Annotated in this window: 27 protein-coding genes and 1 pseudogene; 18 read left to right on the top strand and 10 right to left on the bottom strand. The window is 61.8% G+C overall.

Annotated elements, in window-relative coordinates:
- Positions 1-95 precede the first annotated feature (95 nt).
- From HJB84_RS22915 to HJB84_RS22870, 10 genes are all read left to right on the top strand, one after another.
- Positions 96-1,721, top strand: coding sequence for a cisplatin damage response ATP-dependent DNA ligase (locus HJB84_RS22915; RefSeq protein WP_207583437.1), 1,626 nt, complete (start codon positions 96-98; stop codon positions 1,719-1,721).
- A gap of 118 nt (positions 1,722-1,839) precedes the next feature.
- The gene (locus tag HJB84_RS22910; RefSeq protein ID WP_207583438.1) at positions 1,840-2,760 is read left to right on the top strand and encodes a S9 family peptidase; all 921 of its coding nucleotides are present in this window, start codon (positions 1,840-1,842) and stop codon (positions 2,758-2,760) included.
- A gap of 49 nt (positions 2,761-2,809) precedes the next feature.
- Positions 2,810-3,034 (top strand): hypothetical protein, encoded by a 225-nt coding sequence (locus HJB84_RS22905; protein ID WP_207583439.1) that lies wholly within the window; start codon positions 2,810-2,812, stop codon positions 3,032-3,034.
- 55 nt (positions 3,035-3,089) lie between these two features.
- Positions 3,090-3,788, top strand: coding sequence for a nucleotidyl transferase AbiEii/AbiGii toxin family protein (locus HJB84_RS22900; RefSeq protein ID WP_207583440.1), 699 nt, complete (start codon positions 3,090-3,092; stop codon positions 3,786-3,788).
- Between the two features lie 106 nt (positions 3,789-3,894).
- Positions 3,895-4,701: a L,D-transpeptidase gene (locus HJB84_RS22895; RefSeq protein WP_221116999.1), complete on the top strand. Its 807-nt coding sequence runs from the start codon at positions 3,895-3,897 to the stop codon at positions 4,699-4,701.
- Positions 4,702-4,840: 139 nt separating this feature from the next.
- Positions 4,841-5,575 carry a L,D-transpeptidase gene (locus HJB84_RS22890; RefSeq protein ID WP_207583442.1) on the top strand — a complete coding sequence of 245 codons (735 nt, stop codon included), beginning with the start codon at positions 4,841-4,843 and terminating at the stop codon, positions 5,573-5,575.
- A gap of 257 nt (positions 5,576-5,832) precedes the next feature.
- Positions 5,833-6,042 (top strand): cold-shock protein, encoded by a 210-nt coding sequence (locus tag HJB84_RS22885; protein ID WP_003546468.1) that lies wholly within the window; start codon positions 5,833-5,835, stop codon positions 6,040-6,042.
- A 179-nt stretch (positions 6,043-6,221) separates the two neighbouring features.
- Positions 6,222-6,506, top strand: a complete 285-nt coding sequence (locus tag HJB84_RS22880; RefSeq protein WP_221116998.1) for a cold-shock protein — start codon at positions 6,222-6,224, stop codon at positions 6,504-6,506.
- A 58-nt stretch (positions 6,507-6,564) separates the two neighbouring features.
- Positions 6,565-6,801, top strand: a complete 237-nt coding sequence (rpsU, locus tag HJB84_RS22875; protein WP_003569533.1) for a 30S ribosomal protein S21 — start codon at positions 6,565-6,567, stop codon at positions 6,799-6,801.
- Between the two features lie 239 nt (positions 6,802-7,040).
- Positions 7,041-7,274, top strand: coding sequence for a hypothetical protein (locus HJB84_RS22870; RefSeq protein WP_164010655.1), 234 nt, complete (start codon positions 7,041-7,043; stop codon positions 7,272-7,274).
- 55 nt (positions 7,275-7,329) lie between these two features.
- Here the strand turns inward: HJB84_RS22870 and HJB84_RS22865 are convergent, their stop codons facing one another.
- The gene (locus HJB84_RS22865; protein WP_207583445.1) at positions 7,330-7,818 is read right to left on the bottom strand and encodes a MarR family winged helix-turn-helix transcriptional regulator; all 489 of its coding nucleotides are present in this window, start codon (positions 7,816-7,818) and stop codon (positions 7,330-7,332) included.
- A 125-nt stretch (positions 7,819-7,943) separates the two neighbouring features.
- On the opposite strand from HJB84_RS22865, the gene HJB84_RS22860 reads away from it, so the two are divergent.
- Positions 7,944-8,366 carry an organic hydroperoxide resistance protein gene (locus HJB84_RS22860; protein ID WP_003580247.1) on the top strand — a complete coding sequence of 141 codons (423 nt, stop codon included), beginning with the start codon at positions 7,944-7,946 and terminating at the stop codon, positions 8,364-8,366.
- A 63-nt stretch (positions 8,367-8,429) separates the two neighbouring features.
- Here the strand turns inward: HJB84_RS22860 and HJB84_RS22855 are convergent, their stop codons facing one another.
- Positions 8,430-8,951, bottom strand: a complete 522-nt coding sequence (locus tag HJB84_RS22855) for a MarR family winged helix-turn-helix transcriptional regulator (protein ID WP_207583446.1) — start codon at positions 8,949-8,951, stop codon at positions 8,430-8,432.
- Between the two features lie 88 nt (positions 8,952-9,039).
- Here HJB84_RS22855 and HJB84_RS22850 point away from each other — a divergent pair, with 88 nt between their 5' ends.
- From HJB84_RS22850 to HJB84_RS22840, 3 genes are read left to right on the top strand one after another with little or no spacing between them, the layout of a single operon-like run.
- Complete coding sequence (locus HJB84_RS22850; RefSeq protein ID WP_207583447.1) at positions 9,040-9,768, top strand: thioredoxin family protein; 729 nt, start codon at positions 9,040-9,042, stop codon at positions 9,766-9,768.
- Between the two features lie 32 nt (positions 9,769-9,800).
- Positions 9,801-10,268: a DUF1579 domain-containing protein gene (locus HJB84_RS22845; RefSeq protein ID WP_207583448.1), complete on the top strand. Its 468-nt coding sequence runs from the start codon at positions 9,801-9,803 to the stop codon at positions 10,266-10,268.
- A gap of 34 nt (positions 10,269-10,302) precedes the next feature.
- A complete protein-coding gene (locus HJB84_RS22840; protein ID WP_221116997.1) occupies positions 10,303-11,082 on the top strand; it encodes a VOC family protein in 780 nt (259 codons plus the stop codon).
- An 80-nt stretch (positions 11,083-11,162) separates the two neighbouring features.
- Here HJB84_RS22840 and HJB84_RS22835 read toward each other — a convergent pair whose 3' ends face one another.
- The 3 genes from HJB84_RS22835 to HJB84_RS22825 form a co-directional block, all read right to left on the bottom strand.
- Positions 11,163-12,689 carry an ABC-F family ATP-binding cassette domain-containing protein gene (locus tag HJB84_RS22835; protein ID WP_221116996.1) on the bottom strand — a complete coding sequence of 509 codons (1,527 nt, stop codon included), beginning with the start codon at positions 12,687-12,689 and terminating at the stop codon, positions 11,163-11,165.
- A gap of 506 nt (positions 12,690-13,195) precedes the next feature.
- Complete coding sequence (locus HJB84_RS22830) at positions 13,196-14,791, bottom strand: ABC-F family ATP-binding cassette domain-containing protein (protein WP_221116995.1); 1,596 nt, start codon at positions 14,789-14,791, stop codon at positions 13,196-13,198.
- 239 nt (positions 14,792-15,030) lie between these two features.
- Positions 15,031-16,596 (bottom strand): helicase HerA-like C-terminal domain-containing protein, encoded by a 1,566-nt coding sequence (locus HJB84_RS22825; protein ID WP_207583453.1) that lies wholly within the window; start codon positions 16,594-16,596, stop codon positions 15,031-15,033.
- 222 nt (positions 16,597-16,818) lie between these two features.
- Here HJB84_RS22825 and HJB84_RS22820 point away from each other — a divergent pair, with 222 nt between their 5' ends.
- The 3 genes from HJB84_RS22820 to HJB84_RS22810 all read left to right on the top strand — a co-directional run bounded on the left by HJB84_RS22820 (position 16,819) and on the right by HJB84_RS22810 (position 18,225).
- The gene (locus HJB84_RS22820; RefSeq protein ID WP_207583454.1) at positions 16,819-17,211 is read left to right on the top strand and encodes a hypothetical protein; all 393 of its coding nucleotides are present in this window, start codon (positions 16,819-16,821) and stop codon (positions 17,209-17,211) included.
- Positions 17,212-17,317: 106 nt separating this feature from the next.
- Positions 17,318-17,773 carry an NUDIX hydrolase gene (locus tag HJB84_RS22815; protein ID WP_207583455.1) on the top strand — a complete coding sequence of 152 codons (456 nt, stop codon included), beginning with the start codon at positions 17,318-17,320 and terminating at the stop codon, positions 17,771-17,773.
- Between the two features lie 131 nt (positions 17,774-17,904).
- Positions 17,905-18,225 (top strand): hypothetical protein, encoded by a 321-nt coding sequence (locus tag HJB84_RS22810; protein WP_221116994.1) that lies wholly within the window; start codon positions 17,905-17,907, stop codon positions 18,223-18,225.
- 117 nt (positions 18,226-18,342) lie between these two features.
- Here the strand turns inward: HJB84_RS22810 and zwf are convergent, their stop codons facing one another.
- The 4 genes from zwf to HJB84_RS22790 all read right to left on the bottom strand — a co-directional run bounded on the left by zwf (position 18,343) and on the right by HJB84_RS22790 (position 23,359).
- Positions 18,343-19,860, bottom strand: a complete 1,518-nt coding sequence (gene zwf / locus HJB84_RS22805) for a glucose-6-phosphate dehydrogenase (protein WP_207583457.1) — start codon at positions 19,858-19,860, stop codon at positions 18,343-18,345.
- A gap of 338 nt (positions 19,861-20,198) precedes the next feature.
- Positions 20,199-20,969, bottom strand: coding sequence for a trans-aconitate 2-methyltransferase (tam, locus tag HJB84_RS22800; RefSeq protein ID WP_207583458.1), 771 nt, complete (start codon positions 20,967-20,969; stop codon positions 20,199-20,201).
- Between the two features lie 71 nt (positions 20,970-21,040).
- On the bottom strand, positions 21,041-22,315 hold the full coding sequence (locus HJB84_RS22795; RefSeq protein ID WP_207583460.1) for a hemolysin family protein: 1,275 nt from the start codon (positions 22,313-22,315) through the stop codon (positions 21,041-21,043).
- A gap of 579 nt (positions 22,316-22,894) precedes the next feature.
- Entirely contained in the window at positions 22,895-23,359 is a 465-nt protein-coding gene (locus tag HJB84_RS22790) for a cupin domain-containing protein (protein WP_221116993.1), read from the bottom strand.
- A gap of 342 nt (positions 23,360-23,701) precedes the next feature.
- Between HJB84_RS22790 and HJB84_RS22785 the strand changes: the two genes are divergently transcribed.
- Positions 23,702-24,520 (top strand): sugar phosphate isomerase/epimerase, encoded by an 819-nt coding sequence (locus tag HJB84_RS22785; protein WP_221116992.1) that lies wholly within the window; start codon positions 23,702-23,704, stop codon positions 24,518-24,520.
- Positions 24,521-24,578: 58 nt separating this feature from the next.
- Here HJB84_RS22785 and HJB84_RS22780 read toward each other — a convergent pair.
- Positions 24,579-24,679 (bottom strand): annotated as a pseudogene (locus HJB84_RS22780) (IS110 family transposase); the annotation flags it as partial.

Here is a 24,679-nt window from a genome sequence, read left to right as displayed (position 1 = left end):
CGGTCGAAGGAGGACAAGGCAGTGCCGCATATTAGCCCCTCCCACCTGTGGGGAGGAGTTGGGGAGGGGTCTTTCCCCGGAATGCGGAGGTCAAGATGAAAGCCTTCGCCGACCTCCTCGACCGCCTGGTCCTCACCCCCAGCCGCAACGGCAAGCTGAAGCTGCTCACCGATTATTTCCGCGACACGCCGGACCCGGACCGCGGCTACGGTCTGGCCGCCATCGCCGGCACGTTGGAGGTGCGCAACGTCAAGCCCGCCATGCTGCGCGAACTGGTGCTGGAGCGCATCGACGAGGTGCTGTTCCGCTATTCCTATGACTATGTCGGCGATCTCGCCGAAACCATCTCGCTCGTCTGGGATAATGAGCAGGATATCGACCGCTCGGCCCTTTCGCAGCCGCGTCTCGGCGAAGTCGTCGCCGGCATGAACGCGCTCGGCCGCACCGAAGTGCGCGGCTTCGTCCGCGATCTGCTCGACCGGCTGGATCCGTCCGGCCGCTTCGCCTTCATCAAGCTGGCGACCGGTGCCATGCGCATCGGCGTTTCCGCCCGGCTTGCCAAGCAGGCGTTGGCCGACCTCGGCGATAGGGACGTCACCGAGATCGAAACCCTCTGGCACGGCCTGCAGCCGCCCTATGAGACGCTGTTCGCATGGCTGGCGGCTAGCGGCGAAAAGCCGGTGCTGGCCACCCCGGCGATCTTCCATTCGGTCATGCTCGCCAATCCGGTGGAGGAGGGGGATCTCACCAGTCTCGATCCGGCGAGTTATGCCGCCGAATGGAAATGGGACGGCATCCGTGTCCAGCTCTCCCGCTCCGGCGATCGGCGCAAGATCTATTCCCGCTCCGGCGACGACATATCTGGCGCCTTTCCCGATATTCTCGAGGCAATCAGTTTTTCCGGCGTCGTCGATGGCGAGTTGCTGGTCGGCGGCACCGCGCGCTCCAACAGCCCGACCCGAACCTTTTCCGACCTGCAGCAGCGGCTGAACCGCAAGACGGTGACGGCAAAGATGCTTGCCGACTACCCGGCCTTCATCCGTACCTATGATCTGCTTTTCGACGATGAGGAGGATGTTCGCGGCCACCCCTATATCGATCGCCGCGACCGGCTGGCCGAGATCATCGATCGCGCCCCCCACGACCGTTTCGACCTCTCGCCGCTCGTGCCGTTCTCGTCGTGGGACGAACTTGACCGTCTCCGTGCCGCCCCGCCCGATCCGGTCATCGAGGGCGTGATGATCAAGCGCCGCGACAGCGTCTACCAGGCCGGCCGCATGAAGGGGCCCTGGTTCAAGTGGAAGCGCAATCCCTATAATGTCGATGCGGTGCTGATGTATGCCCAGCGCGGCCACGGCAAGCGCTCCAGCTACTATTCCGATTTCACCTTCGGCGTCTGGGCCGATGACGAGGACGGTGAACAGCTGGTGCCCGTCGGCAAGGCCTATTTCGGTTTCACCGATGCCGAACTCGAAGTGCTCGACAAGTTCGTGCGCAACAATACCACCGAACGTTTCGGCCCGGTGCGGGCGGTGCGCGCCGACAAGGATTTCGGCTTCGTCGTCGAAGTGGCCTTCGAAGGCATCAACCGCTCGACCCGGCATAAATCGGGTGTCGCCATGCGCTTCCCCCGCATCGCCCGCCTTCGCCCCGACAAACCCAGCTACGAGGCCGACCGGCTGCGCACGCTGATCGCCATGATCGACGCCAAGCCGGGGTGAGGGCCAATATCCTGTGCAACAATGCCGCAGGACGATATTTTCAACACGATGTGTATTGGCGGCAACGATCTTCCGGTGCAAATCTCGCGTGCCGGGGAAATGATTTGGGTGCTGCGTTATGAGCTCGAATGAACGGAATTCCTTTTTCCTCCAACGCCGTGCCGTGCTGGCCGGTCTTGCCGGCGCACTCGTCCTGCCGCAAATGGCAGCGGCGTTCGACGTTCCGGATGAACCGCGGCTTGCCAAGCGCGATTATGCCAAGGTCCGCCACCATTTCCGCACCAAGCTTTTGCAGAAGGGCCCGGCGCCCGACAAATACGAACTGCTGAGCGCACCTGCCGACGCCGACAAGATCTTCTATCGCTCGGGATACGGCGAGCTGGAACTGGCCGCTTGGGTCTCGAAGTACAAGCGTGAGCGCGTCGGCAAGCCGGCTGTGCTCTTCCTGCACGGCGGCAACGCCATGGGCGCCGGCCACTGGCAGCTGATGAAACCCTATATGGATGCCGGTTATATCGTGATGATGCCGTCGCTGCGCGGCGAAAACGGCCAGATGGGCAATTTCTCCGGCTTCTACGACGAGGTCGACGACGTTCTCGCCGCCACCGAGCGCCTGGCGCATCTGCCGGGTGTCGATTCGGGGCGCCTGTTCATCGCCGGCCACAGCATCGGCGGCACGCTGACCATGCTGACGGCGATGAGCACCCAGAAATTCCGCGCCGCCGCGCCGATATCGGGCAACCCCGACGCATTCCGCTTCTTCAACCGCTATCCCCAGGATATCCGCTTCGACGACAGCAATACGCGTGAATTCGAGGTGCGTTCAGCACTGTGTTACGCCCACAGCTTCAAATGTCCGGTCCGTGTCGTCCATGGCACGGAGGAGCCGCATTTCAACGACCGCGCCGATCTGCTGGCCCGCCGCGCCCGCGCCAACGGCGTGCATATCGAGACCGAAACCGTCGCCGGCAATCACACCTCGGCGCTGCCGGCCGAGATCGAACAGAGCATCCGCTTCTTCCATGGAGTTGCGGCCTGATTTTTTGCCGCCGCTTCAAATACAGGCCCGTTAGGCCTATATTCCCGGCATGAAGACGGACGCAGAGAGCATGGTTGTGCCGAACGACTTCCCCGAGCTGAAATCGCTCGTCTGGAATCGCGATCCCGCGCGCGCGATACCTGCCTGCGAGGCTTTCGCGCTGTATGAACGCAACTGGCGTTTCGTCGATACCGGCCGGCTGACTGAGCGGGAGATGCGGCTGATCCGCGAACTGGCTGCCGCCTACGGCAACGGTGTTCTGCTCGTCTCCTGATTTTCCGTTTCTTTATCCTTCGCCTTTAAGCTTGGGCAGAAACCAGGTGGCCATCATGGAATTCAGACGTTCCGAACATCGCACCATCGCTGCGGCCCTTCGGCTGATGAAGGCGGATTTTTTTCTGGCCAACAAGTGTTGGTTTGCCGGCGGAACAGCCATTGTCATGCTTCTCGACGAATACCGGCTGTCGCTCGACGTCGATTTTCTCTGTGCGGATAGCGAAGGATATCGCGTCTTGCGCACGGCGGCGGTCGAAAGCGGCGTGGGAGCGTTTTTTGGGGAGCCGGTCACGACGCTCAGGGACTTCAGGACGGACCAGTACGGCGTGCGGACGGTCCTTGCCCTCGACGACCAGCCTATTCGCTTCGAAATCGTGCGCGAGGCGCGGATCGCTCTTGAAGGCGCTTTCGATTCGCGGCTGAATGTTTCAATTCTGTCGCTGCCTGATTTGTTTACCGAAAAACTGCTCGCCAACGCTGACCGCTGCCAGGACAGGGCTGTCGCCTACCGTGATGCTATCGACCTCGGCATGCTTCTCACCCGCTACACGGAGATTCCCGCTGCCGCCGTTTTGAAGGCGACGCAAGCTTATGGGCAAGACATTGAACGCAAGATCGGTTGGGTCATCACCAGACTTGAGGACGAGACCGAATTGAGACATGCCGCAAGCGTTCTACAGATGGACGGCGATCTTGCCGTGCGGGCAATCGCCGCCCTTCGTGGCGAGGCGCAGCGGCTCTGGTTGTTTTAATCTCCCGGCTTTCCCGCCCGCCATCAACACCAGCCTCGCGCCAGCCGCGAATGCCATCGTCCCGGCAGATGTCGCTGTCTTGCCGACCGTTGATAAGGGTGGTTCCATGAATTTTCTGCGCCGGGTCTTCCCGATTGCCGGGCTGGTGGTGGTCGTTGCGTCGCTGAGCGCCTGCAACATCCTCATTCCCGATGTCGCCGCCGATTCGCCCGCCCGTTTCGTCCAGGAAACTTCGCCGGTCTTCTATCAGCCGCCCGGCGTCGATCCGCGCCGGGTGCGGCCGATCCCCGATCAGCCGGTGCCGCAGACGCGCGAGCTCTACAAGACCCAGTTCCATCAGACTTACGGCCTGCCGGTCACCAATCCGGTGCACATGGCGATGTATGGTGCGCTTCGCGATGAGGATTTCACCCTGCCGGCCATCCCCGTCAGCCGTGTGCAGCCGCAGTTCCTGCGCCAGGAGGTCGACTACCAGACCACCGAGCGTCCCGGCACCGTGGTCGTCGATACAAAGGCGCATTACCTCTATTTCGTCGAAGCGAACGGCAAGGCGATGCGTTATGGCGTCGGCCTCGGCCGCGATGGTTACGCCTGGTCCGGCCGCGGCGTCATCCAGTGGAAACAGAAATGGCCGCGCTGGACACCGCCGGTGGAAATGGTCTCACGCCAGCCCGAGGTTCGCCCCTTTGCTGCGGAAAACGGTGGCATGAACCCGGGTCTCCAGAACCCGCTCGGCGCCCGCGCCATGTATATCTTCAAGGAGGGGCAGGATACGCTCTATCGTATCCACGGCACGCCCGACTGGCAGTCGATCGGCAAGGCCACCTCGTCGGGCTGCGTGCGCATGCTGAACCAGGACGTCGTCGATCTCTATGACCGCCTTCCTGCCAAGGCGGAGATCGTTGTGATGTAGCGCTGCAACAGCGCCGCCGATATCGTCCGCCCAAGGCCGGACACGTCTGCGTGAAGCTATGGTTTATTTGGCGCAAGCCGATAGATCTTCTGATGTTGTTATCTCGGATTCCCGCATCAGAGGAAATCAGTCCCGCGTCATGAGCTTCGATAGACATCTTTCCCGCCGCAGCTTTCTTTCCTTTTCGGCATTGACAGCAGTATCCGCGCTCACCGGCTGCGCCTCTTCGGCCAATACGGTAACATCGGGCGATACGACGATCACCTACCGTTCGCCCATGCGCCTGTTCCAGTCCCCGGAAGCGTCGAGCACGCCGAGCGGGGCCGAGCTTGCCGTCATGTATGGCCCCGTCGAGGACGGCGGCTTTCTCATCCCTGCCGTTCCCTACGAGCAGATCGACCCGCGCTATTATCGCCAGCGCGTCCTCGATCCCACCGGCCAGCCCCCCGGCACCATCGTCGTCGATACGCCGTCGCGCTTCCTCTATCTCGTCCAGGGTGACGGCATGGCGATGCGTTATGGCGTCGGCATCGGTCGCGAGGGTTTCGCCTGGCAGGGCTCAGGCGTCATCCAGTGGCGTCAGAGATGGCCGCGCTGGAAGCCGCCGAACGAGATGGTCGCCCGCCAGCCGGAACTCGTCAAATATTCGATCGAGAACGGCGGCATGGAGCCGGGCCTGAAGAACCCGCTCGGCGCCCGCGCGCTCTACATCTTCTCGAACGGGGAAGACACGCTCTACCGCCTGCACGGCAATCCCGACTGGCGCTCGATCGGCAAGGCAGTCTCTTCGGGCTGCGTGCGGCTGCTGAACCAGGATATCATCGATCTCTACGATCGCGCTCCGACGAAAGCGCCGATCGTCGTCTTGCAGTAATGTCACCGAGGCGGCCGTCAACCAGCCGCCTCGGATTGCTCCGTTTTCCCCGGTGAAACGGCCCGTTTTGCGCCCGCGAGAGATTTATTTTTCAAAAAACCATTGCTTAATTCGCTAAATATCCTACATGGTGCGTATCGAATTGCTTGCGACCTTTGTCCACGCGCTGAAGCGCTCCGTCAGATATCCTCTCAACATCGATACGGCTTGTCGGACATTCCGCAGGCGAAACACAAACGGTTGAAAAGGAGATCGTTATGAATTCAGGCGTCGTCAAGTGGTTCAATGGCACCAAGGGTTTTGGCTTTATTCAGCCCGATGATGGTTCTACGGACGTTTTTGTCCATATTTCAGCGGTCGAACGCGCCGGTATGCGCGAACTCGTTGAAGGTCAGAAGATCCGCTACGATCTCGTCCGCGACAAGAAGTCCGGCAAGAATTCGGCCGATAACCTTCAGGCCGCATGATTTGTCATTCGCCTGTGCTGACCATAATGGCAGCGAAATGGCTGAGTGACTGGAAGAGGTCGGGTGCCAACCCGGCCTTTTTGCTTTGACCGCTGGGCTTTTCCGAATGACCCCGGTCGTTCTTGAATGACCTCGTTCTGATTGACCAGTGAGCAGCCGAAAGTCGAAGGGACGCTGAAATGGGCAGACCAAACTATAAGATCGGCGATATGATCGTGCTGAAATCCGGTCTTACCCGCACGGCGAAGGCCGACAAGCGCTGCCGGATCGCCAGCATTCTGCCCAACGATCACGGGCATGTGCAATATCGCGTCCGCTTCGACGCGGAAAATTTCGAACGCCGCATTACTGAGGCCGATATCGATACCGGGGAATCGCCATCCAGAGCTCCCCTGGAGATAGCGGCCAAGTCCGGCGGCGCAGAGCCCTGGCTGAAGTTTTCGAGCATCAGAACGGGCAAGTAGTTTCGCCGTTTCATTATTGACAGTGCGGCCTCGCCGCCGTGACAGGAAGGATATCACTTTGCAGGTACTCGTCAGGGATAACAACGTCGATCAGGCGCTCCGCGTGCTCAAGAAGAAGATGCAGCGGGAAGGCCTTTTCCGAGAAATGAAGGCGCGCAGCGCTTTTGAAAAGCCGTCCGAGAAGCGCGCCCGCGAAAAGGCCGAGGCCATTCGCCGCCAGCGCAAGCTTGCCCGCAAGAAGCTGCAGCGCGAAGGCCTGCTGCCGGCACCGAAGAAGGTTCTCCGCGCCCGCTAACCCGGCCGTGGAATCACGGCCCGGCCGCTGCATCGCGGCCAACGTGGAAGCACGGTCCGTCCGTGGAATCGCGTGCTAACGCGGAATCACGGCTGACTGGCGAATCACGGCTTGGCCGCGGAATTGCGGCCAGCTGTGGGATCATGGCCTAGCCGCACAATCGCGGCTTTCGACCATGAAACCATGGTTCAGCCGTGAATCGCGCCTAAATCAGCCGTCATCACCTGAGAAAGGGGCACATGACCGCCACCAAGGGAGAATTCTTCAATCCCGCCAAGCTTTCGTCTCGCGACAAGGCGGAAGCGACCGATCACACGGCGCGCGCCATTATCGCGGCCGAGGCCTCGGCCCGTGACAAGAAGACGGAAAAGTTGAAGGCCCTGCGTCTGCAGCAGGAGGCTGAGGCCGGACCTGAAGCAGCGCCCGCAAAGAAGCGCCGGTCGCCGGCCAAGGCGGCTGTGAAGCGGCCGTGATCCTCGGCCGCAGAACCGTTAGGCTATCCCTCTTAGACTAACCGGGCGGATGCGGTCAGCCGCCGCCCGTGCCGGCTCGGCCGAGATTGCCTCGCAGCCGATGCAGCATGTCGCGCATCGCGGCCATTTCCTCGAGCGTGCAGCCGGCGGCTTGCCCGATCGCCGTCATGATCGTATCGATCTCCCCTTTCATTGACTGACCTTCCGGGGTTAGCGACACGATCACCTGCCGCTCGTCGCGCAGGTCGCGGATGCGCTTGATCAGTCCGTTCTGTTCCAGCCGCTTCAGCAGTGGCGACAGCGTGCCGGAATCGAGATCCAGCTGCTCGCCGATCGTCTTCACCGGCAGCTCGCCGCGTTCCCACAGCACCAGCATCACAAGATACTGCGGATAGGTCAGGCCGACCCTGTCGAGAATCGGCTTGTAGGCGCGGGTGAAAGCATGCGCCGTCGCGTAGACCGCAAAGCACAACTGCTTTTCCAGCCGCTTTTCCTCCTGCGGTATCTCCATCGTCTTTATCGTGTGCGCTTTCATATCCATCATCCCTGAGGTCCGATTGTCCTCTTTTCGAATTCGAAATGCAATTTGCAAAATTCACTTGCGTACAATTTAATTGTGCAATATTAAAAGTCCAGCCCCAAACGACGGGCCAATCAAAGGAGATCGTCATGCCTATTCTCTATACGACCAAAGCCTCTGCCACCGGCGGCCGCGCTGGCCGCGCCGTTTCCGAAAACGGCGTTCTGGACGTGACGCTGACCGTTCCGAAGGAACTCGGCGGCGATGGCGCGACCGGCACCAATCCCGAGCAGCTCTTCGCCGCCGGCTACTCCGCCTGCTTCCTCGGTGCTTTGAAATTTGTCGCGGGCCAGCAGAAGGTCAAGATTCCGGAGGACACGACGGTCTCCGCCAAGGTCGGCATCGGCCCGCGTGAAGATGGCACCGGCTTCGGCATCGAAGTGGCGCTCACGGTAAACATCCCCGGTCTCGACCGCGAAACCGCCGAAAAGCTCGCCGCCGCCGCCCACATCGTCTGCCCCTACAGCCACGCCATGCGCACGTCCACCGAAGTTCCGGTCACAGTTGCCTGATCGATTCTAAAGGGAGCGGCAGCCCTATCGGCTGCCGCGACCTCGCGGGACAGGAGGCGTATCCTATTCAGCCGCTGCCTCTTCGCCATGACGGGAGCGGCGGGGCGAGGGTGCCGATTTCGGGATCTCTGCCGTCATCGATGACAGCGCCTGCAGATCGCCGCGCAGCCGCGTGCAGTTGCCATCCGGCAGTGTGCCATCAATCCCCGCATGCGTGCTCTCCCAGATTGGCAGTGCCCTTGCCAGTGCCGCCTTGCCTTCGCCGGTGAGGACAAGCAGCCGGCCACGTCTGTCCCTCGGATTCTCCACCACTGTCACCCAGCCCTTGCGCTGTAGCGGCTTCAGCGCCGCCGTCAGCGTCGTCTGGTCCATGGCCAGCAAGGCAGCGACCGGTCCCATCGGCGGCGGCTCCGGCCGGTTCAGCGACATCAGCAATGAAAACTGCCCGTTAGTCAGCCCGGCCGGCCTCAGTGCATCGTCGAACAGCCGGGCAAGCGCCCGCGCCGCGCGCTGCACATGCAGGCAGAGGCAGGTGTCGCGCACCAGCAGCGTCGTGGAAAAGGGAATCTCGATCGAATTTGACATGCTTCATTTCTATTGATATCAATGTAATTAGTCAAGGAGAAGGAGATGAGCCGGCTTCACCGGCAGGCGCCGGAGGAGGGCGCATTTCATGCAGAATGAAGTTGTTTCCCGCGAGGAATGGCTCGAAGCCCGCCGTGCACTTCTGGCAAAAGAAAAAGAGGCGACGAGGCTGCGCGATAGCGTCAACGTCGCGCGCCTGGCGCTGCCCTGGGTGAAGGTCGACAAGGATTATGTCTTCGAAACGCCTGAAGGCAGGAGGTCGCTAGCCGATCTCTTCGACGGCCGCAGCCAGTTGCTGATCTACCATTTCATGCTCGGCCCGGATTGGGATGCCGGCTGCCCCGGCTGCTCCTTCCTGTCGGATCATGTCGACGGCGCCTTGCCGCATCTGAACCATCACGACGTCACCTGGGTCGCCGCCTCACGCGCGCCGCTCGACAAGATCGCCGCCTACAAAAGCCGCATGGGCTGGAAATTCCCCTGGGTCTCGTCCTTCGGCAGCGATTTCAATTTCGATTATCACGTCTCTTTCAGCCCAGAGGATCTTGCCAAAGACAATGTCTTTTACAATTTCACTCCCATGCTGCCGGCTGATGCCAATGACGAACTGCCGGGTCTCAGCGCCTTCTACCGCAATGACAAGGGCGAAGTCTTCCATACCTATTCGAGTTATGCCCGCGGCCCGGAGGAATTGATCGGCACCCTGATGATCCTCGACCGGGCGCCGAAGGGCCGCAACGAGGACAGCACGATGAATTTCGTGCGCCGCCACGACGAATACGACGAGGCTGCCAAGACGCCATCCTGCTGTCACTGAAATAAGGCCAACATCATGCAAGGGAGAGAAGGATGTTGAAGACCGCTGAAGTGCTGAAGGAACATTCCTTCCTGGAAAGGCTGATCGGCGAATGGACCGTCACCGCACCGGAAATGTCCGGCGACGAGCCCTGGACCGAAGCCGTCCGCTCGCTGCATGGCATCTGGTGGGTTGCCGAAGGCACCGGCCGCATGCCGGATGGCAAGCAAGGCACCAGCATCCTGACGCTCGGCTATAACGCCGCCAAAGGCAAATATGTCGGCAGCTGGATCGGCAGCATGATGGACTATATGTGGGTCTACGAGGGTGAACTCGACGCCTCGGGCAACGTGCTGGATCTCTATACCACAGGGCCCGACTTCAACAGCGAAGGGCTTGCCGATTACCGCGAGCAGATTGCCTTCGTCGACGCCGATCACCGCACCTTCATCTCCAGCGTCAGGCAGCCGGATGGTGCCTGGAAACAGTTCATGGAAGCGCATTACACCCGCAAGACCTGACAATCACGGCGCTCAAGCCTAAAGGGAGAGTATGATGTCTGAGACGCATGGAAAGTTCATCTGGTGCGAGTTGATGACCCCCGACACATCGGCTGCCGCGAAATTCTACAGTTCGGTCGTCGGCTGGAGCACTTCCGAAATGCAAGTGGAGGGCATGCCGCCCTATACGATCTTCGAGGCGAATGGCATCGGCGTCGCCGGCCTGATGGAATTTCCGGCCGAACTCGAGGGCAAGGGCATCCCGCCGAACTGGACGGGTTATGTCGATGTCGACGACGTTGACCAGTCGGCCAAGGATTTCGCCGCCAATGGCGGTTCGGTCCGCCGTCCGCCGGACGATATCCCGAGTGTCGGCCGTTTCGCCGTCGTCGCCGATCCGCATGGGGCAGTGCTCTGCATCATGACGCCGGCGCCGATGGACAAAACCTGGCCGGAACTAGCCCCCGATGCGCCCGGCAATATCGGCTGGCATGAACTCTATGCCGGCAACGGCAAAGACGCTGTCTCCTTCTATTCCAAGCTGTTCGGCTGGACGAAGGACAGCGAAATGGACATGGGTCCAATGGGCGTCTACTACCTCTTCGCCCACAACGGCAAGCAGATCGGCGGCATGATGACCAAGCCGGAAAACATCCCGATGCCGTTCTGGAGCTATTATTTCATCGTGCCGACCCTCGATGCCGCGATTGAACGCGTCACCTCAGGCGGCGGCAAGGTCGTCCACGGCCCGATGGAAGTCCCCGGCGGCAGCTGGATCATCCAGGCCATGGACCCACAAGGCGCCTTCTTCTGCCTGGTCGCACCGAAGCGGTAGTTTTGGGCTGCTTTTGGCGTCGTGCCACCGGCCCCCTCATCCGCCCTCACGGGCGGCTGAGGGGGCTGCACGGCACACCCTCAAACCCCACTCGCCACCGATGCAAAAAAACCTTCCGGGCTCCCCACCTCCACCAGCCGCTTCCTCTCGATCAGCCAGAACCGGTTGCCTACCGCCCGCACGAAACTGCGGTCGTGCGATACCAGCAGGCAGCTGGCTTCGTGCGCCATCAGCTCGCTCTCCAGTGCTTCCTGTCCCTCGATGTCGAGGTGGTTGGTCGGCTCGTCGAGCAGGGTGAAGTTCGGTTCGGTCAGCCTCAGCACCAGCATGCCGAGCCGCGCCTTCTGGCCGCCGGAAAGCTGGCCGATCGGTTTTGCCTGCATGTCGATCGTCATGCCGGCACCGGCAAGCAGCGCGCGTGCCCGCTGATCGCCGACATCGAAGCGGCGGATAATCGTGCCGATCGGCGTGTCGGTGTCGGCAAGATCGGCAAGCGCCTGGTCGCCATAGCCGAGAACCAGCGACGGCGTCGCCTTGATGCTATCGCGCGCGGTCTCCGGTCTTTCGATCGCCTGCTTCAGCATCAAGACCAGCCGCGACTTGCCGGCGCCGTTCAGGCCGAGCAGCACGATCCGGTCGCCCTGGCAGATGAATTGCCGGCCGGTCTTGAACAGCAGCGTTCCATCCGGCGTCGTCACCGCCGCATCCTCCAGCGTCACCAGCACCTTGGCATGCGTGCCGCGGTTGGTAAGCCGGATGGCGCCGGCCGAGCGCTCGAGATGCGCCGGTTTTGCTGCATCCTCCAGCTTCTCCGCCCGCTGTTTCAACTGCTTGGTCTTGACGACGAGCAGGTCGCTGCCGGAGTTGATGCCGATATTGTTGAGCTTGGCCGCCTGCCTGCGCAATTGCTCCGCCACCTTGATGTCACGCTCATAACGCCGGGCTTCGGATGCGTCGGCCTCGTCGAGGGCGGCGCGGGCCCGGGTATAGGGCAGGGCGAAGACCGGCGATTGCTCCGGCCGCAGGAATAGCGTCCGGTTGGTCGTCGCATCGAGGAAGGCGCGATCGTGGCTGGAGAGGATAACCGGCACGTCGCGGGGGAGCGCATTCAGCCAGCCCTCCAGCTGCGCGATCTTTTCGAGGTCGAGATGGTTGGTCGGCTCGTCGAGCAGCAGCACGTCGGGTTCGCTGACCCAGCTGTGGGCAAGCATGGCAAGCCGCTGCCAGCCGCCGCTCAACTGCTTCAGCGGCCGCCGGCGCATGACCTCCGGCACCTCGAGCGATTCCAGCACCACGTCGACGCGCCAGCTTTCGCTTTCGGCCTGATCGGCAGGCAGCGCCTGCAGCACCGCATCGTAAAACGGCGTATCGAACATTGCGGGCGGCACATTCTGCGCGACATGGCCGATAGTCAGCCCTCGCGCTTTGGTGATCTCGCCCTCGCTTGGTTCGAGCGCGCCGGTGATACAGGCAAGCAGCGTCGATTTTCCCCGCCCATTGGCGGCGACAAGGCCGATGCGGTCGCCGGAATTGACGACGAGATTGAGTTTGGAAAACAACAAATTGCCCAGCGTCACGCCGAGATTGCGGATAGCGATGAGTGTCATGATCGTTCTCTGGTCCTGATCGGGTATCGCGCGCGACCCGGGGCGTTCAACCATCACGGGATTGCGGGAAATTGGCCCGGGAAATTACAGGAATGCGCGCTCGAACCTTAGGATACGGCGCCGCATTGGCCACGAAGGGCAGACCACGAGGAGATGTCGAGAAACGGTCTCTGGTCAGCCCTGCAAACGCATTTGCAGGGCGTTGACGGGACCACGCTGGCGATTAAACCGAAAATAATATTGCATTACGTGATCCTCCTTTCTCGAACGGTTGCAGGATTGAAATAACATCGCCCGCAGAAAGAGGCAAGAGAACCGCAGCAGCCGGGATTTCCGGTGGCGCTGGCGGCGTCGGTGATCGACGCCAACGCGAGCCTCATCCTGAGGTGCCCCGCAGGGGCCTCGAAGGACGAGGCGGGTGCACTGGCGGTTGTGGACACAAGGAGCAGCGGCGAGCGCGTCCTTCGAGGCTTCGGCCTTCGGCCTGCGTGGCTGTCTCTCTGCGACTACCCCACCAGATCACCGCCCGCCAGCTCCAGCCGCCGTTCTACCCCGATGCTCTCGAGAAACGTTTCGTCATGGCTGACGACCAGCAGGGCGCCGTCATAGGCGCGCAGTCCGGCTTCGACCGCTGATATCGAGTCGGTGTCGAGATGGTTGGTCGGCTCGTCGAGGATCAGCAGCGGCGGCGGTGCTGAACCGAGAACGCAGGCAAGGCCGGCGCGCAGCAATTGCCCGCCGCTGAGCGTCGAAACGGCCTGCAGCGCCGCATCGGCCCGGAACATGAAGCGGGCAAGGGCGGCCCGGCAGGTGTTTTCATCGGAATGCGGATTGATCCGGCGGAAATTATCGCGGATCGAGGCTGAGGGATCGAGAAGGCTGACCTTCTGATCGAGCATCGCAAAGTCGGTCAGCACGGTGACCGTGCCGGCCCAGGGCTTGAGTTCGCCGGTGATAAGCGAAAGCAGCGTCGTCTTGCCCGAGCCGTTGCGGCCGGTGACGGCGATCCGTTCAGGCCCCGTCACATCGAAGGAGAGATCGCGGATGACGGGGTCGCCCGGCCGATAGCCGGATGTCACACGATCCACCCTCAGCACCATCTTGCCGGCCGCCAGTCCGGTCGGCGGCAGGGTCACCGACAGGGGCTGCAGGATCTCGATTTTCTCGCGCGCAGCCTTTCCCTCGTCCAGCGCTTGGGCGCGCCGGCGCTCGGCAAGGCGGACATTGTCGCCACCCGTCGTTTCGCTGCGCTCCTTCATGCCGCCGAGCATAATGCGCGGGATGCCGCCCTTGGCGGCCATTTTCCGCCCCGTGCTGTCCCGATGCGCCTGACGTTCCACCGTCGCCTGCGCCTTCCTCGCGACCTCGGCCATGCGTTTCTCGGCATCGGCGAGATCGTGCTCCGCCGCCGCAAGCTCCAGCGCTTTGCGCTGGCGATAATGGCTCCAATTGCCGCCGTAGCGCGTGGCACTAAGCGATGTCAGTTCGACGATCGCATCGACGCTTTCAAGCAGTTCCCGGTCATGGCTGACGATGATCGCGCCGGCCCGCAAGCTCGAAATCAGCGCGATCACCGCCTCGCGGCCATCGCGATCGAGATTGTTTGTCGGCTCGTCGAGCAGCAGAAAATCCGGTTCGGTGAAAACAAGCGCGGCAAGCCCGGCCCGCGTGCGCTGCCCGCCGGAAAGCGCGGCAAGCAACGTCTGCGGTGGCGCGTCGAGCCCGGTGCGATTGAGTGCTGCGGCAATGCGCGCTGGGAGCATCCAGTCCGCCGATACAAGCTCGTCGGCCGTTGCCTCACCGGCTTCGGCGCGCTGGAGAACGCCAAGCGCATCCGTCACGCCGAAGAGATCGGCTATGGATTCATCGGCCGCCACCTGCACGCTTTGGCGCAGGATGCCGAGGCTGCCGCCGACCGATACGGTTCCCGAATGCGGCTTGATCTCACCGGAGACGAGCTTTAGCAGCGTCGTCTTGCCGACGCCGTTGCGCCCGACGAGACCGATGCGCTCCGCCCCGAAACTTAGATCGAGATCGGAAAAAAGCGGCCGCCCGTCAGGCGCGGACCATGAGACTTGGGAGAGGGTGATTGATGCAGGCATGGATATGGATTTCTCCGTTGGCAAGGCGAACTGGCGTTGCGATCGGGTTGAAATCCATTGCGGCACACATCCTGTTGAAATGGTCGATGGCAGGTAATCTAGGGAATAAACGCTTCCGAATCAAGGCGGGAACGATCTTGCCTCCCTGCTGGCGGGCGTCCGAAGGACGGGTCGAGACCCGTGGCTCGACCCCGGTCGGTGCCGGCAGGTGGATGAGGGCCATGTCGCCCGCGAAAACCCTACCGCTTCAGGCTCCCCAATATCCCGCGCACCAGCGCCCGGCCGACTTGCGTCGCCACCGTGCGGGCCACGCTCTTCATTGCCGCTTCCACCACCGTTTCGCGTTGGTAACCGGAGGCTCGGCCGCGCGATTGGCCGCGGTCCTTGTCGTCGTCATTGCTGCCGCCGAAGCCCGGCAAGGTCCAGCCGGAGGTGGTGGTGCCCGGCTGCTCATGGGCGGCGTCGTCTTGCGCCCGCTTGGCGGCATCGGCATCGGCCGCTTTCCTGGCGCGCGCGGCCAGTAGCTCGAAGGCGGATTCGCGATCGATGTCCTCGTCATAGACGCCAAGGACCGGGCTCCGGTCCATGATCTGCTGGCGCTCGGCATCCGTTACCGGCCCGACGCGGCCGGATGGCGGGCGGATCAGCGTGCGCTCGACGATCGAGGGGGCGCCCTTGGCCTCCAGCGTCGAGACCAGCGCCTCGCCGGTGCCGAGATTGGTGATGACGGTGGCGCAATCGAAGGCCGGGTTGGGGCGGAAGGTATCGGCCGCCGTTCTCACCGCCTTCTGCTCGCGCGGCGAATAGGCGCGCAACGCATGCTGGGCGCGGTTGCCGAGCTGGGCGAGCACCGTTTCCGGCACGTCGAGCGGGTTCTGCGTCACGAAGTAAACGCCGACGCCCTTGGAGCGGATCAGCCGCACCACCTGCTCGACCCGTTCGGTCAGCACCTTCGGCGCGTCGTTGAAGAGCAGATGCGCCTCGTCGAAAAAGAAGACCAGCTTCGGCTTGTCCGGGTCGCCGACTTCGGGCAGTTCCTCGAACAATTCCGATAGCAGCCAGAGCAGGAAGGTGGCGTAGAGTCGCGGGTTCATCATCAGCTTGTCGGCGGCCAGCACGGAGATCTGGCCGTAGCCGTTATTGCTGGTGCGCATGATGTCGGAGATCTTCAGCGCCGGTTCGCCGAAAAAATGCTCGGCGCCCTGCTGTTCGAGAACGAGCAGCGCCCGCTGGATCGAGCCGACCGAGGCCTTGGAGATCAGCCCGTACTGATTGGAAAGCTCGGTGGCATTCTCGCCCATATAATTCAGCAGCGAGGTGAAATCCTTGAGGTCGAGCAGCGGCAACCCGCCCTGGTCGGCGATCTTGAAGGCGATGTTGATGACGCCTTCCTGCGGTTCGGAAGCATCCATCAGCCGGGCGAGCAGCAGTGGCCCCATCTCGGCGATCGTGGTGCGCACCCGGTGGCCCTTCTCACCGAACAGATCCCAGAAAATCACCGGAAACTGATCGAATTCATAGTCGGTGAAGCCGATCTGCTCGGCCCGCTTGGTGAGGAAATCCTTGGGCTCGCCCTTGGCGGCAATGCCGGAAAGGTCGCCCTTGATATCGGCGGCGAAGACCGGCACGCCGGCCCGCGAGAAGCCCTCGGCCAGCACCTGCAGCGTCACCGTCTTGCCGGTACCGGTGGCGCCGGTGACGAGGCCGTGGCGGTTGCCGAACTTCAAGTCGAGATATTCCGGCTTGTTGATGCTGTCGTCGGGATTGCGGCTCGCGCCGATGAAAATCTTGCCATCCTCGATCATCCGCAAATGCTCCCTTCGGCTATGCCGGTCTTTGTTGAGAAGGCTGGCTCCTGCCGCCTTCATCGAACCATCGTTTCCCTGTTATAAGCAGGCTGGCGGATGCGGACAACTGTTTGCATCGAAAGCAAAACTGGACAATGTGCCGCCGTGCGCGCCCGGCTTGAGTTGCGCTCGAATCTCGAATAACGTTGACGTTAACGTCAAAATAACAGGAGGCTGACGATGAATGAAATTGTGACCCAGATCGCCGATCGTGTGGGCATTGCGCCTGATCTGGCCGAAAAGGCGCTCGGCATGATGCTCGGCTTCCTGCAACGCGAGGCCGCTGATGGCCCTGTCGCCCGGATGATCGAAGCAATCCCCGGCGGCGCCGATCTCGTCGCCCAGTACAATGGCGCAAGTGCTGGCGGTGGCGGTCTGCTCGGCGGGCTGATGAGCTCGCTCGGCGGCGGCGGCATCATGGGTCTCGGCCAGCAGCTGATGGGCGAAGGCCTCGGCATGGGCGAGATCACCTCGCTCGCCAAGGAAACCATCGCCATCGCCAAGCAATATGCCGGCGAAGAGGTGGTCGACGAAGTCGTTGCCTCCGTCCCGGGCCTCAGCCAGTTCGTCTGAGACGAGAGATCGGCAGGAGCCTCGCTTCGTTGCGGGGCTCATTGCTCTCGTGCCGGAAAAACCGGGGTGAACAGCAACGTTGCCTCTCGAATGGAAGGAGAGCCGGATGACCGTCTGGCGCCCGTCGCAGCAGATCAGGGTGAAGGTGATCGGCCTCGCCTGGCGGGAAGACCGGTTGCTCGCCGCGGAGGTCGAGGAAGATAGCGGCCGCATCAAGGGTGTTCGCCCGCTCGGCGGCGCGATCGAATTCGGCGAAAGCCGCGAAGAAGCGCTGCACCGCGAATTTAGCGAGGAACTTGAGACGGCGATCCGCATCGTCGGTCCCTGGCTCCTGCTTGAAAACATCTACGAGCATCATGGCGAGACCGGTCACGAATTCATCTTCGCCGCCGAAATCGAACTGGCGGATGCATCGCTCTATGAGCGCGACGAAATCCGCTATTCCGAACTTGACGAGACGGCGGCGACGGCGCGCTGGTTCGGCCGCGATACACTGCGTGACGCAGGCATCGATCTCTATCCGACAGGCCTCGACAGACTGCTGTCACGCTGGCGCGATTGAGCTGGAAACACCGCCGGTGCAAGGCTCCCATACAGCGCGCCAAACTTTGATCGTCAGTGACGGTAACGAAGGAACAACGAGGTCGTATTCGCTGTTCTATCAGCATCGCTGAAATCAGAAGGAATAGCATCATGCGCAGGTTTATTGCAGCAACGACGATCGCTCTCCTCAGCCTCTCCGCCCCGGGTCTTGCCCAGTCGAACATGGGCATGGACGCCAGCGGCCGGATCGACGGCACGCCGCCGCTCGGCACCGCGCCGGGCGTCGAAACACAAAGCGGACTGATCATCCCGCTCGACTCGATGGAAACCGGCAGCATTAACGACAATGGAACGTCGAGCGGTCGCGTCGACTGGGCGCGCTGCCCGCCGCGCAAGACCCGTGGAGCGCTTGCGACCGAAGGCGGCAACAGCGGCGCTTCCACCAGCGCCGCCTGCCGTGACAACGAATAGAGAAATTCCAGCAAAAGTGTGAAGCGGTTTTGCGTTCGGAATTGCGTAAAACAAAGAGCTAAAGCGCGTCGCATGAATCACGTTAACTGCGACGCGCTTTAGCGTTGGGGAAGGGCGCTATTTACCGTCCTTCTTGTCATGGTTCAGGATGACACCGAGTTCATGCCACCGCCGCCCGTCACGCTGGATAAGCTGGTCGGCGCAGGCCGGTCCCATGCTGCCCGGCGCGTAGGCCTCGGGCACGCTCTCATCCGTCTCCCAGATGTCGAGGAAGGGCTGCACCGCCGCCCAGCCGGCCTCGATGCCGTCGGCGCGCTGAAACAGCGTCTGGTCGCCGATGAAGAGATCGTAGAGCAGCGATTCATAGCCGGTGGTCTTGCCGATATCGAACTTGTCGGCATAGCGGAAGTCGAGAGAGACCGGCGTCGTATCGACCGAAAGCCCCGGCGACTTGATCGAGATTTCCATGCTCATGCCCTCGTCCGGCTGCACCTGGATCACCAGCCGGTTCCGCGGCAGGCGGCTCTGGACGTCGGTCTCGCGAAACTGCGCGAAGGGCACCGGCTGGAAGGTGATGACGATCTCGGTGTCGCGCGCCGTCAGCGCCTTGCCGGTCCTGAGGTAGAAGGGCACACCCGCCCAGCGCCAGGTATCGGCATAGAGCTTCAGCGCCACATAGGTCTCGGTCCGGCTGTCGGGCGAAACGTCCTTGCTATCGCGATAGGCCGGAAGCGCAGCACCGTTGAGCGGGCCGGCGGCATAGGCGCCGCGAACGCCATGTGTCTTTGCCTCCTCGGGCGTATAGATGCGCAGCGCCTTCAACACCTTGCTCTTCTCGTTGCGGATCGCTTCGGCATCGAAGCTGTTCGGCGGTTCCATGGCGATCATCGCCAGGAGCTGGAACAGATGGTTCGGCACCATGTCGCGCAGCGCGCCGGTCGCATCGTAGAATTTGCCGCGGCTGCCGACATCGACGATCTCGGCGGCAGTGATCTGCACATGGTCGATGTAGCGGCTGTTCCACAAAGACTCGATCATCATATTGGCAAAACGCGCCGTCATCAGGTTCTGCACCGTCTCCTTGCCGAGGAAATGGTCGAGCCGGTAGACTTGGCTTTCCGCGATCTGGGCGAGGATTTGCGCATTGAGCGCCTTGGCGGAGGCGAGATCGGTACCGAATGGCTTTTCGATGGCGACGCGACGGAAGGTGCCGTCCTTTTCATCGGTCAGGCCATGGGCGGCGAGCTTTTCGACGATCGAGCCGAAAAAGGATGGCGGCACCGCCAGATAGAAGGCGGCATTGGCATCCGGCCCCAGCCGCTTGCCGATCTCGGTGAAAATTTCGACCTTGGTGAAATCGCCCGCCATATAGGAAATGCGCCGGCGCAGGCTTTGCCAGGCCTCGTCTTTCACCGTCGGCTGTTCGCCACTGAGATGATTGAGAAATTCGTCGAGCCGCCCGCGCAGAAACGCGTCGTCGCCCGGTTCGATGCCGACGCCGAGAATATGAAGATCGTCGCCGACGAGGCGCTCACGCGTCAGGTTGATGATCGCCGGCACCAGCAGGCGGCGCGTCAGGTCTCCCGTGGCGCCGAAGATGACGAGGGTGACCGGCGGGGTAGGGGCAGCGTTCATGTGTGTCATCTCCTGAGATTTTCCGGCCGACTATAATCCGCATCGGTTTCGCCGCAACATATGCGGGCGGGGATAACAGGCATTTGACATTATCTGAGGCGGCCTGGGTGCCGAGGCTCCTCATTCGGCTGCATGAAGACCCATGAAGACCCCACAAGAGGGAGGGACTAAGCTGTGGTCCCTGGCGGTGACCAAAACGAGAAGTCTTGCTGGCTGTTACCGTTCTGCGGATTGCTGCGATGGAGGTTATGTGAAGCGGTGCGGCATTTCAGCCCTTCCCCCTTGTGGGGAGGGGTCTGGGCTGCGGTCAGAACCGGAGAGCAGTGATTAGCCTCCGGTTATCCCTTCACCGCCACCATGAAAATCCGCGGAAACCGCAGCAGCACCCGCCCATCCGACATCTTCGGATAGGCCTTTTCCACCCGCGCGAGATAATCCGTCAGGAAGGCCTGGCGATGCTTTTCGCCGGCATGGGTGAGATAGGGCATCAGCCCGGTGCCCTTCACCCATTCGACGATCGCCGCGCCATCCGCCATCGGATGATTGTAGATGGTGTGCCAGATATCGACGCGCGCGGCTTTGGCGATCAGCCTGGAATAATAGGCCGAAGGCGGGGCCAACGCCTGGCGGCGCACGCTCTTTTCCTCGAAGGCGGCCTTCCAGGCCCCCGCATGCGCCGTCTCCTCCATCATCAGATGCGAGGGTTCGCCAAGATTGTCGGGCATCTGCACCGCCAGCACGCCGCCTGCGGAAAGCCCGTCCATCAGCCGGTCGAAAATATCGAGATGATCGGGTAGCCATTGGAAGACCGCATTGGCAAACAGCAGGTCGGCCGGCTCCGTCGGCTGCCAGCTGCCGAGATCGGCTTCGACGAAGGCCGTGCCTGGAAGCCGCTTGCGGGCCGCCTCCAGCATGTTCATGTCGCTATCGAGACCGGAGACGCCGTCGGCCCCATAGCGCTCGATGATCAGTTCTGTCGAATTGCCCGGCCCGCAACCGAGGTCGACAGCGCGGCGAAGGCTTTGCAAAGGCACCTGCGCCAGAAGATCGCGCGCCGGTCGTGTGCGCTCATCCTCGAATTTCACATATTGATGGGCGGACCATGCCATGGGCGGTACCTCCTGATGTTGTGGCCGTCGAGCTTGACGATCTTATAGGCGATGCAAGCGCCCGCCGACCTTCACTCCGCAGACACAAGTATTTTGTCCACGCGCCTTCCGTCGAGATCGACGACTTCGAAGCGCCATCCGCCTCTCGTGAAGCTCTCACCCAGCTCCGGCAGATGTTTCAACTCTTCCAACACCAGGCCAGCCACGGTCTGATATTCGAGATCGTCATCGAGCTTGAGATTCAAGAACTCGGCGAATTCGTCGATCGGCGTCCAGCCGGACACCAGGTACGAACCGTCGTCTCGACGAGCGATGGCCTGCTCGTCGATAGGTCCCTCCTGGAGCGCCCCCATGATCGCTTCCAAAATGTCACCCGACGAGACAATCCCCTCGAAATGGCCGTACTCGTCAAAAACCAGCACCATGTGGACTGGCGATTTCCTGATGGCTTCAATCACATTGATCGCCGTTGAAAGGTCTGAAACCACCGGGACGTCTTGCGTCAGAGCCTTGATATCGGCAGTGCCGTGTTCCGACATCGAGTCGTAAAAGTCCTTGACCGGAAGGATGCCGATCACCTCGTCCGAACTGCCTTTCCGAACCGGCAGCCGAGACCGTTTCGTCCGGTGCAACTGAGTTCGAATTTCATCAAGGCTGTCGTCGATATCGATAATTTCGACGTCTCGTCGCGGCGTCATAAGCGCTCGGGCGGTGCGGTCCGCCAGGCGCATAACGCCGGATATCATCGCGGACTCTTCGCTTTCGATAACGCCGGCCGACTGCGCCTCGGCCAGAACAGTTTTGATCTCTTCGTCAGAGACGTTATCGCCACCTTTTCCGGCTTGGCCCAAGAGCTTGAGCACAAGATTTCCGGAGGCGTTCAGAAGCCACACGAGCGGCAGCGCGATTTTTGAAAGCACCGCCATAGCCGGTGCGACCTTCGCTGCAACGGCTTCGGGTTCTCGCAACGCGATCTGCTTTGGAACAAGTTCGCCGACAATCAAAGAAAGATAGGTGATTGCCACGACGACTGAACCGACGCCAATCGCGTCGGCGACCGTCGATGACATTCCCTGTGTCTCCAGCCATCCGGTCAAGCGGCTGCCGAGCGTGGCCCCTGAGAAGGCGCCCGAGAGAACACCGACCAGTGTGATGCCAATCTGAACCGTAGAGAGAAAACGACCGGGGTTTTCGGCAAGTTTGATTGCTTGCGCTGCACCCTTGCTCCCATGGTCAGAGAGAACCTTGAGGCGGGCTGTTCGAGAAGACACAACAGCCAACTCCGACATGGCGAGCACACCATTGACGATGGTGAGAAACGCCACAATTCCAATTTCCAGAAACACAGGGACCCTATTCGTTGAGGTTTCAATGCCGCATCGACAAGGCGACGCAGCGAGGTGTTCGACGAGGCGCTACATACGCGTCGCCCATCGTCATTCCGTCGTCGTATTACATCAGTGTCGCTTCCATCGGTCCTCAGAATTCCGTGAGGCGGCAAGCCCGACCCGGGTGGAAGGGTCGGAAATGCGGTCGAAAAACATCCGTGATTCGGCAAGAGCCGGCTATGCGGCGGCGCGTCGTTCGCAATGATCTGGAAGCAGGCCGCTCTCTGCGGGATGTACCCTGGGCGGGGCGGACACGAAGCCGCCTACAGTGGTCGCCAGCTTCCTCGGCCGGAAGATCTCGGCTGGAACGGGCGGAACTTGTACTGGATGGGTCGCTGTCAGGCATGTCGCAATTTTGGCGGTGAAACGGTGCCGGCGCAAGAGGCACCGGGCAAAAATCCTCATAGCCTACTGATGTGACAGTTTTGAAAACGGCGGCAGTACCGCGTTCTGATTGAAGGTTTTAAAAGTATTGTTCGTGTTTCCGCATGATGCCGAAAGCCGCTCGAAGCGGCCCGGCATCACGCGCTCGCGCCATCAAGCCGCCAGAATGGTGATCCCGTAAGCATTGGCCGCCGCGGTCATGCGGGCGATGGTCTCAGGCGAGGGGGCTTTCAGCGGCTCGGTCGTGCCTTCCGCTTCGATGAATTCGGCCATGTCGCGATCGACGATCGCGGAAAAGACAGCCGGGGCTGTCCCGCGGTTGGAATAGCCGTGCACCATGAAGGGCGGAATGGTGACGATATCGCCCGCGCCGGCCTCGATCTCTTCGGGGCCGTTGTCGGTGAGCCGCCAGATCGTCAAACGTCCCGCGAGGATGCGAAACACTTCCGGGCTCGCATGCGCGTGTTTCGGGGTGCGGCTGCCGGGCGGCACGGTGACGTCGAAGATGTTGAGCCAGGTTCCGCGGATACGGACCTGTCGCTCGATCCGGTCGCCGAGGACGAAAAAGCGCTTCGCGCCTTCGCCGGCAGGCATTGTCACAAATGAGTTGGACATCATGTCCCTTTCTTTTTTCGGGCTTTTCTCCCGGGGCTTTTTCTTGCGGGCGCAGCCGTTAGACCTTTGCACCGCCTTTGACAACAGCCTTGTTACCGAAGGCACCGTCGCCACATAGCTCGGGCATGGGACATGCCTCACGAAGCTGAGAGGCTGATATCGGTGCGACGGATCTATTTCGCAAGGTCCGCCAGCGCTGTGCCAGCCGTGCGGAAATGACAGGGCTGCGGCGTTTCGAAAGGCTCCGCGCCTGTAATACCGCCGACACAGAAGGGGCGCATAGAACGCGGCGGCTGTTCCGGCCGTCCCTTCACGCCGTCACGGCGTCATCGATGGAGCGCATCCATGTCTTCTCTTCCCGTCGTCGGCGCCGCCATGACGCTCGTTGAGCTCGAGCTTCACCGAAGCTGGCTCTTCGAAAAGTCCCGCGATCTCGAATTGCAGAGTTTCGTCGATGCCGAGGTTCTGAACGGCGACTGGGCGCCGCTCGCTGCGCGCGCCCGCAGGCTTCTCGACGGCCATACCGGCCGCCTCGGCATTCACGGCCCGTTCTGGGGTTTTACCATCGCCTCGGAAGATCCGGATATCCGCGCTGTCGTCACCCGGCGGCTGCTGCAGGGCCTCGACGTCTGCGCCGCCATCGGCGCGACGCAGATGGTCGTCCACAGCCCTTACACCTCGTGGTCTTACAACAATCTCGACAACAATGACGGTGCCCGAGGGGATCTGGTCGAGCGCGTGCATCTGACGCTGCGTGACGCCGTCAGACGCGCCGAGGATATCGGCTGCACCATGGTCATCGAAAACATCGAGGACAAGGATCCCAGCATCCGCGTGGCGCTGGCCGAAAGCTTCAATTCGCCCGCCGTCGCCGTCTCGATCGATACCGGCCACGCCCATTATGCCCATGGTTATACCGGCGCGCCGCCTGTGGATTATTACGTCAAGGCCGCCGGCAACCGCCTGCAGCATGTCCATCTGCAGGATGCCGACGGCTATGCCGACCGCCACTGGAGCCTCGGTGAAGGCTCGATCCACTGGCACGCCGTCTTCGCAGCCCTCGCCAAGCTCGAAAGCAATCCGCGCCTGATCATCGAGATCAAGGACAAGTTGAAGATCCCGGCTTCCGCGGCCTATCTCGCCTCGATCGGCTTGGCCGAATAGGGTTCGTTGTCCGCCCATTCCCTCTTCTCCCCAGCGGGGAGAGCGACTGTCTTATTTGTCAAGCGTTTTGCCATGGTCGTCCGTCCCTGATGATGGCATTGAGGATGGTGAGCAGCTTGCGCATAGTTGCGACGGTTGCGACGATCTTGGGCTTGCCGG

Origin of the sequence: Rhizobium sp. NZLR1b (assembly GCF_019685155.1) — a bacterium.
Taxonomy (GTDB): Bacteria; Pseudomonadota; Alphaproteobacteria; order Rhizobiales; family Rhizobiaceae; genus Rhizobium.
This window is presented reverse-complemented; position numbering and strand designations above follow the sequence as displayed.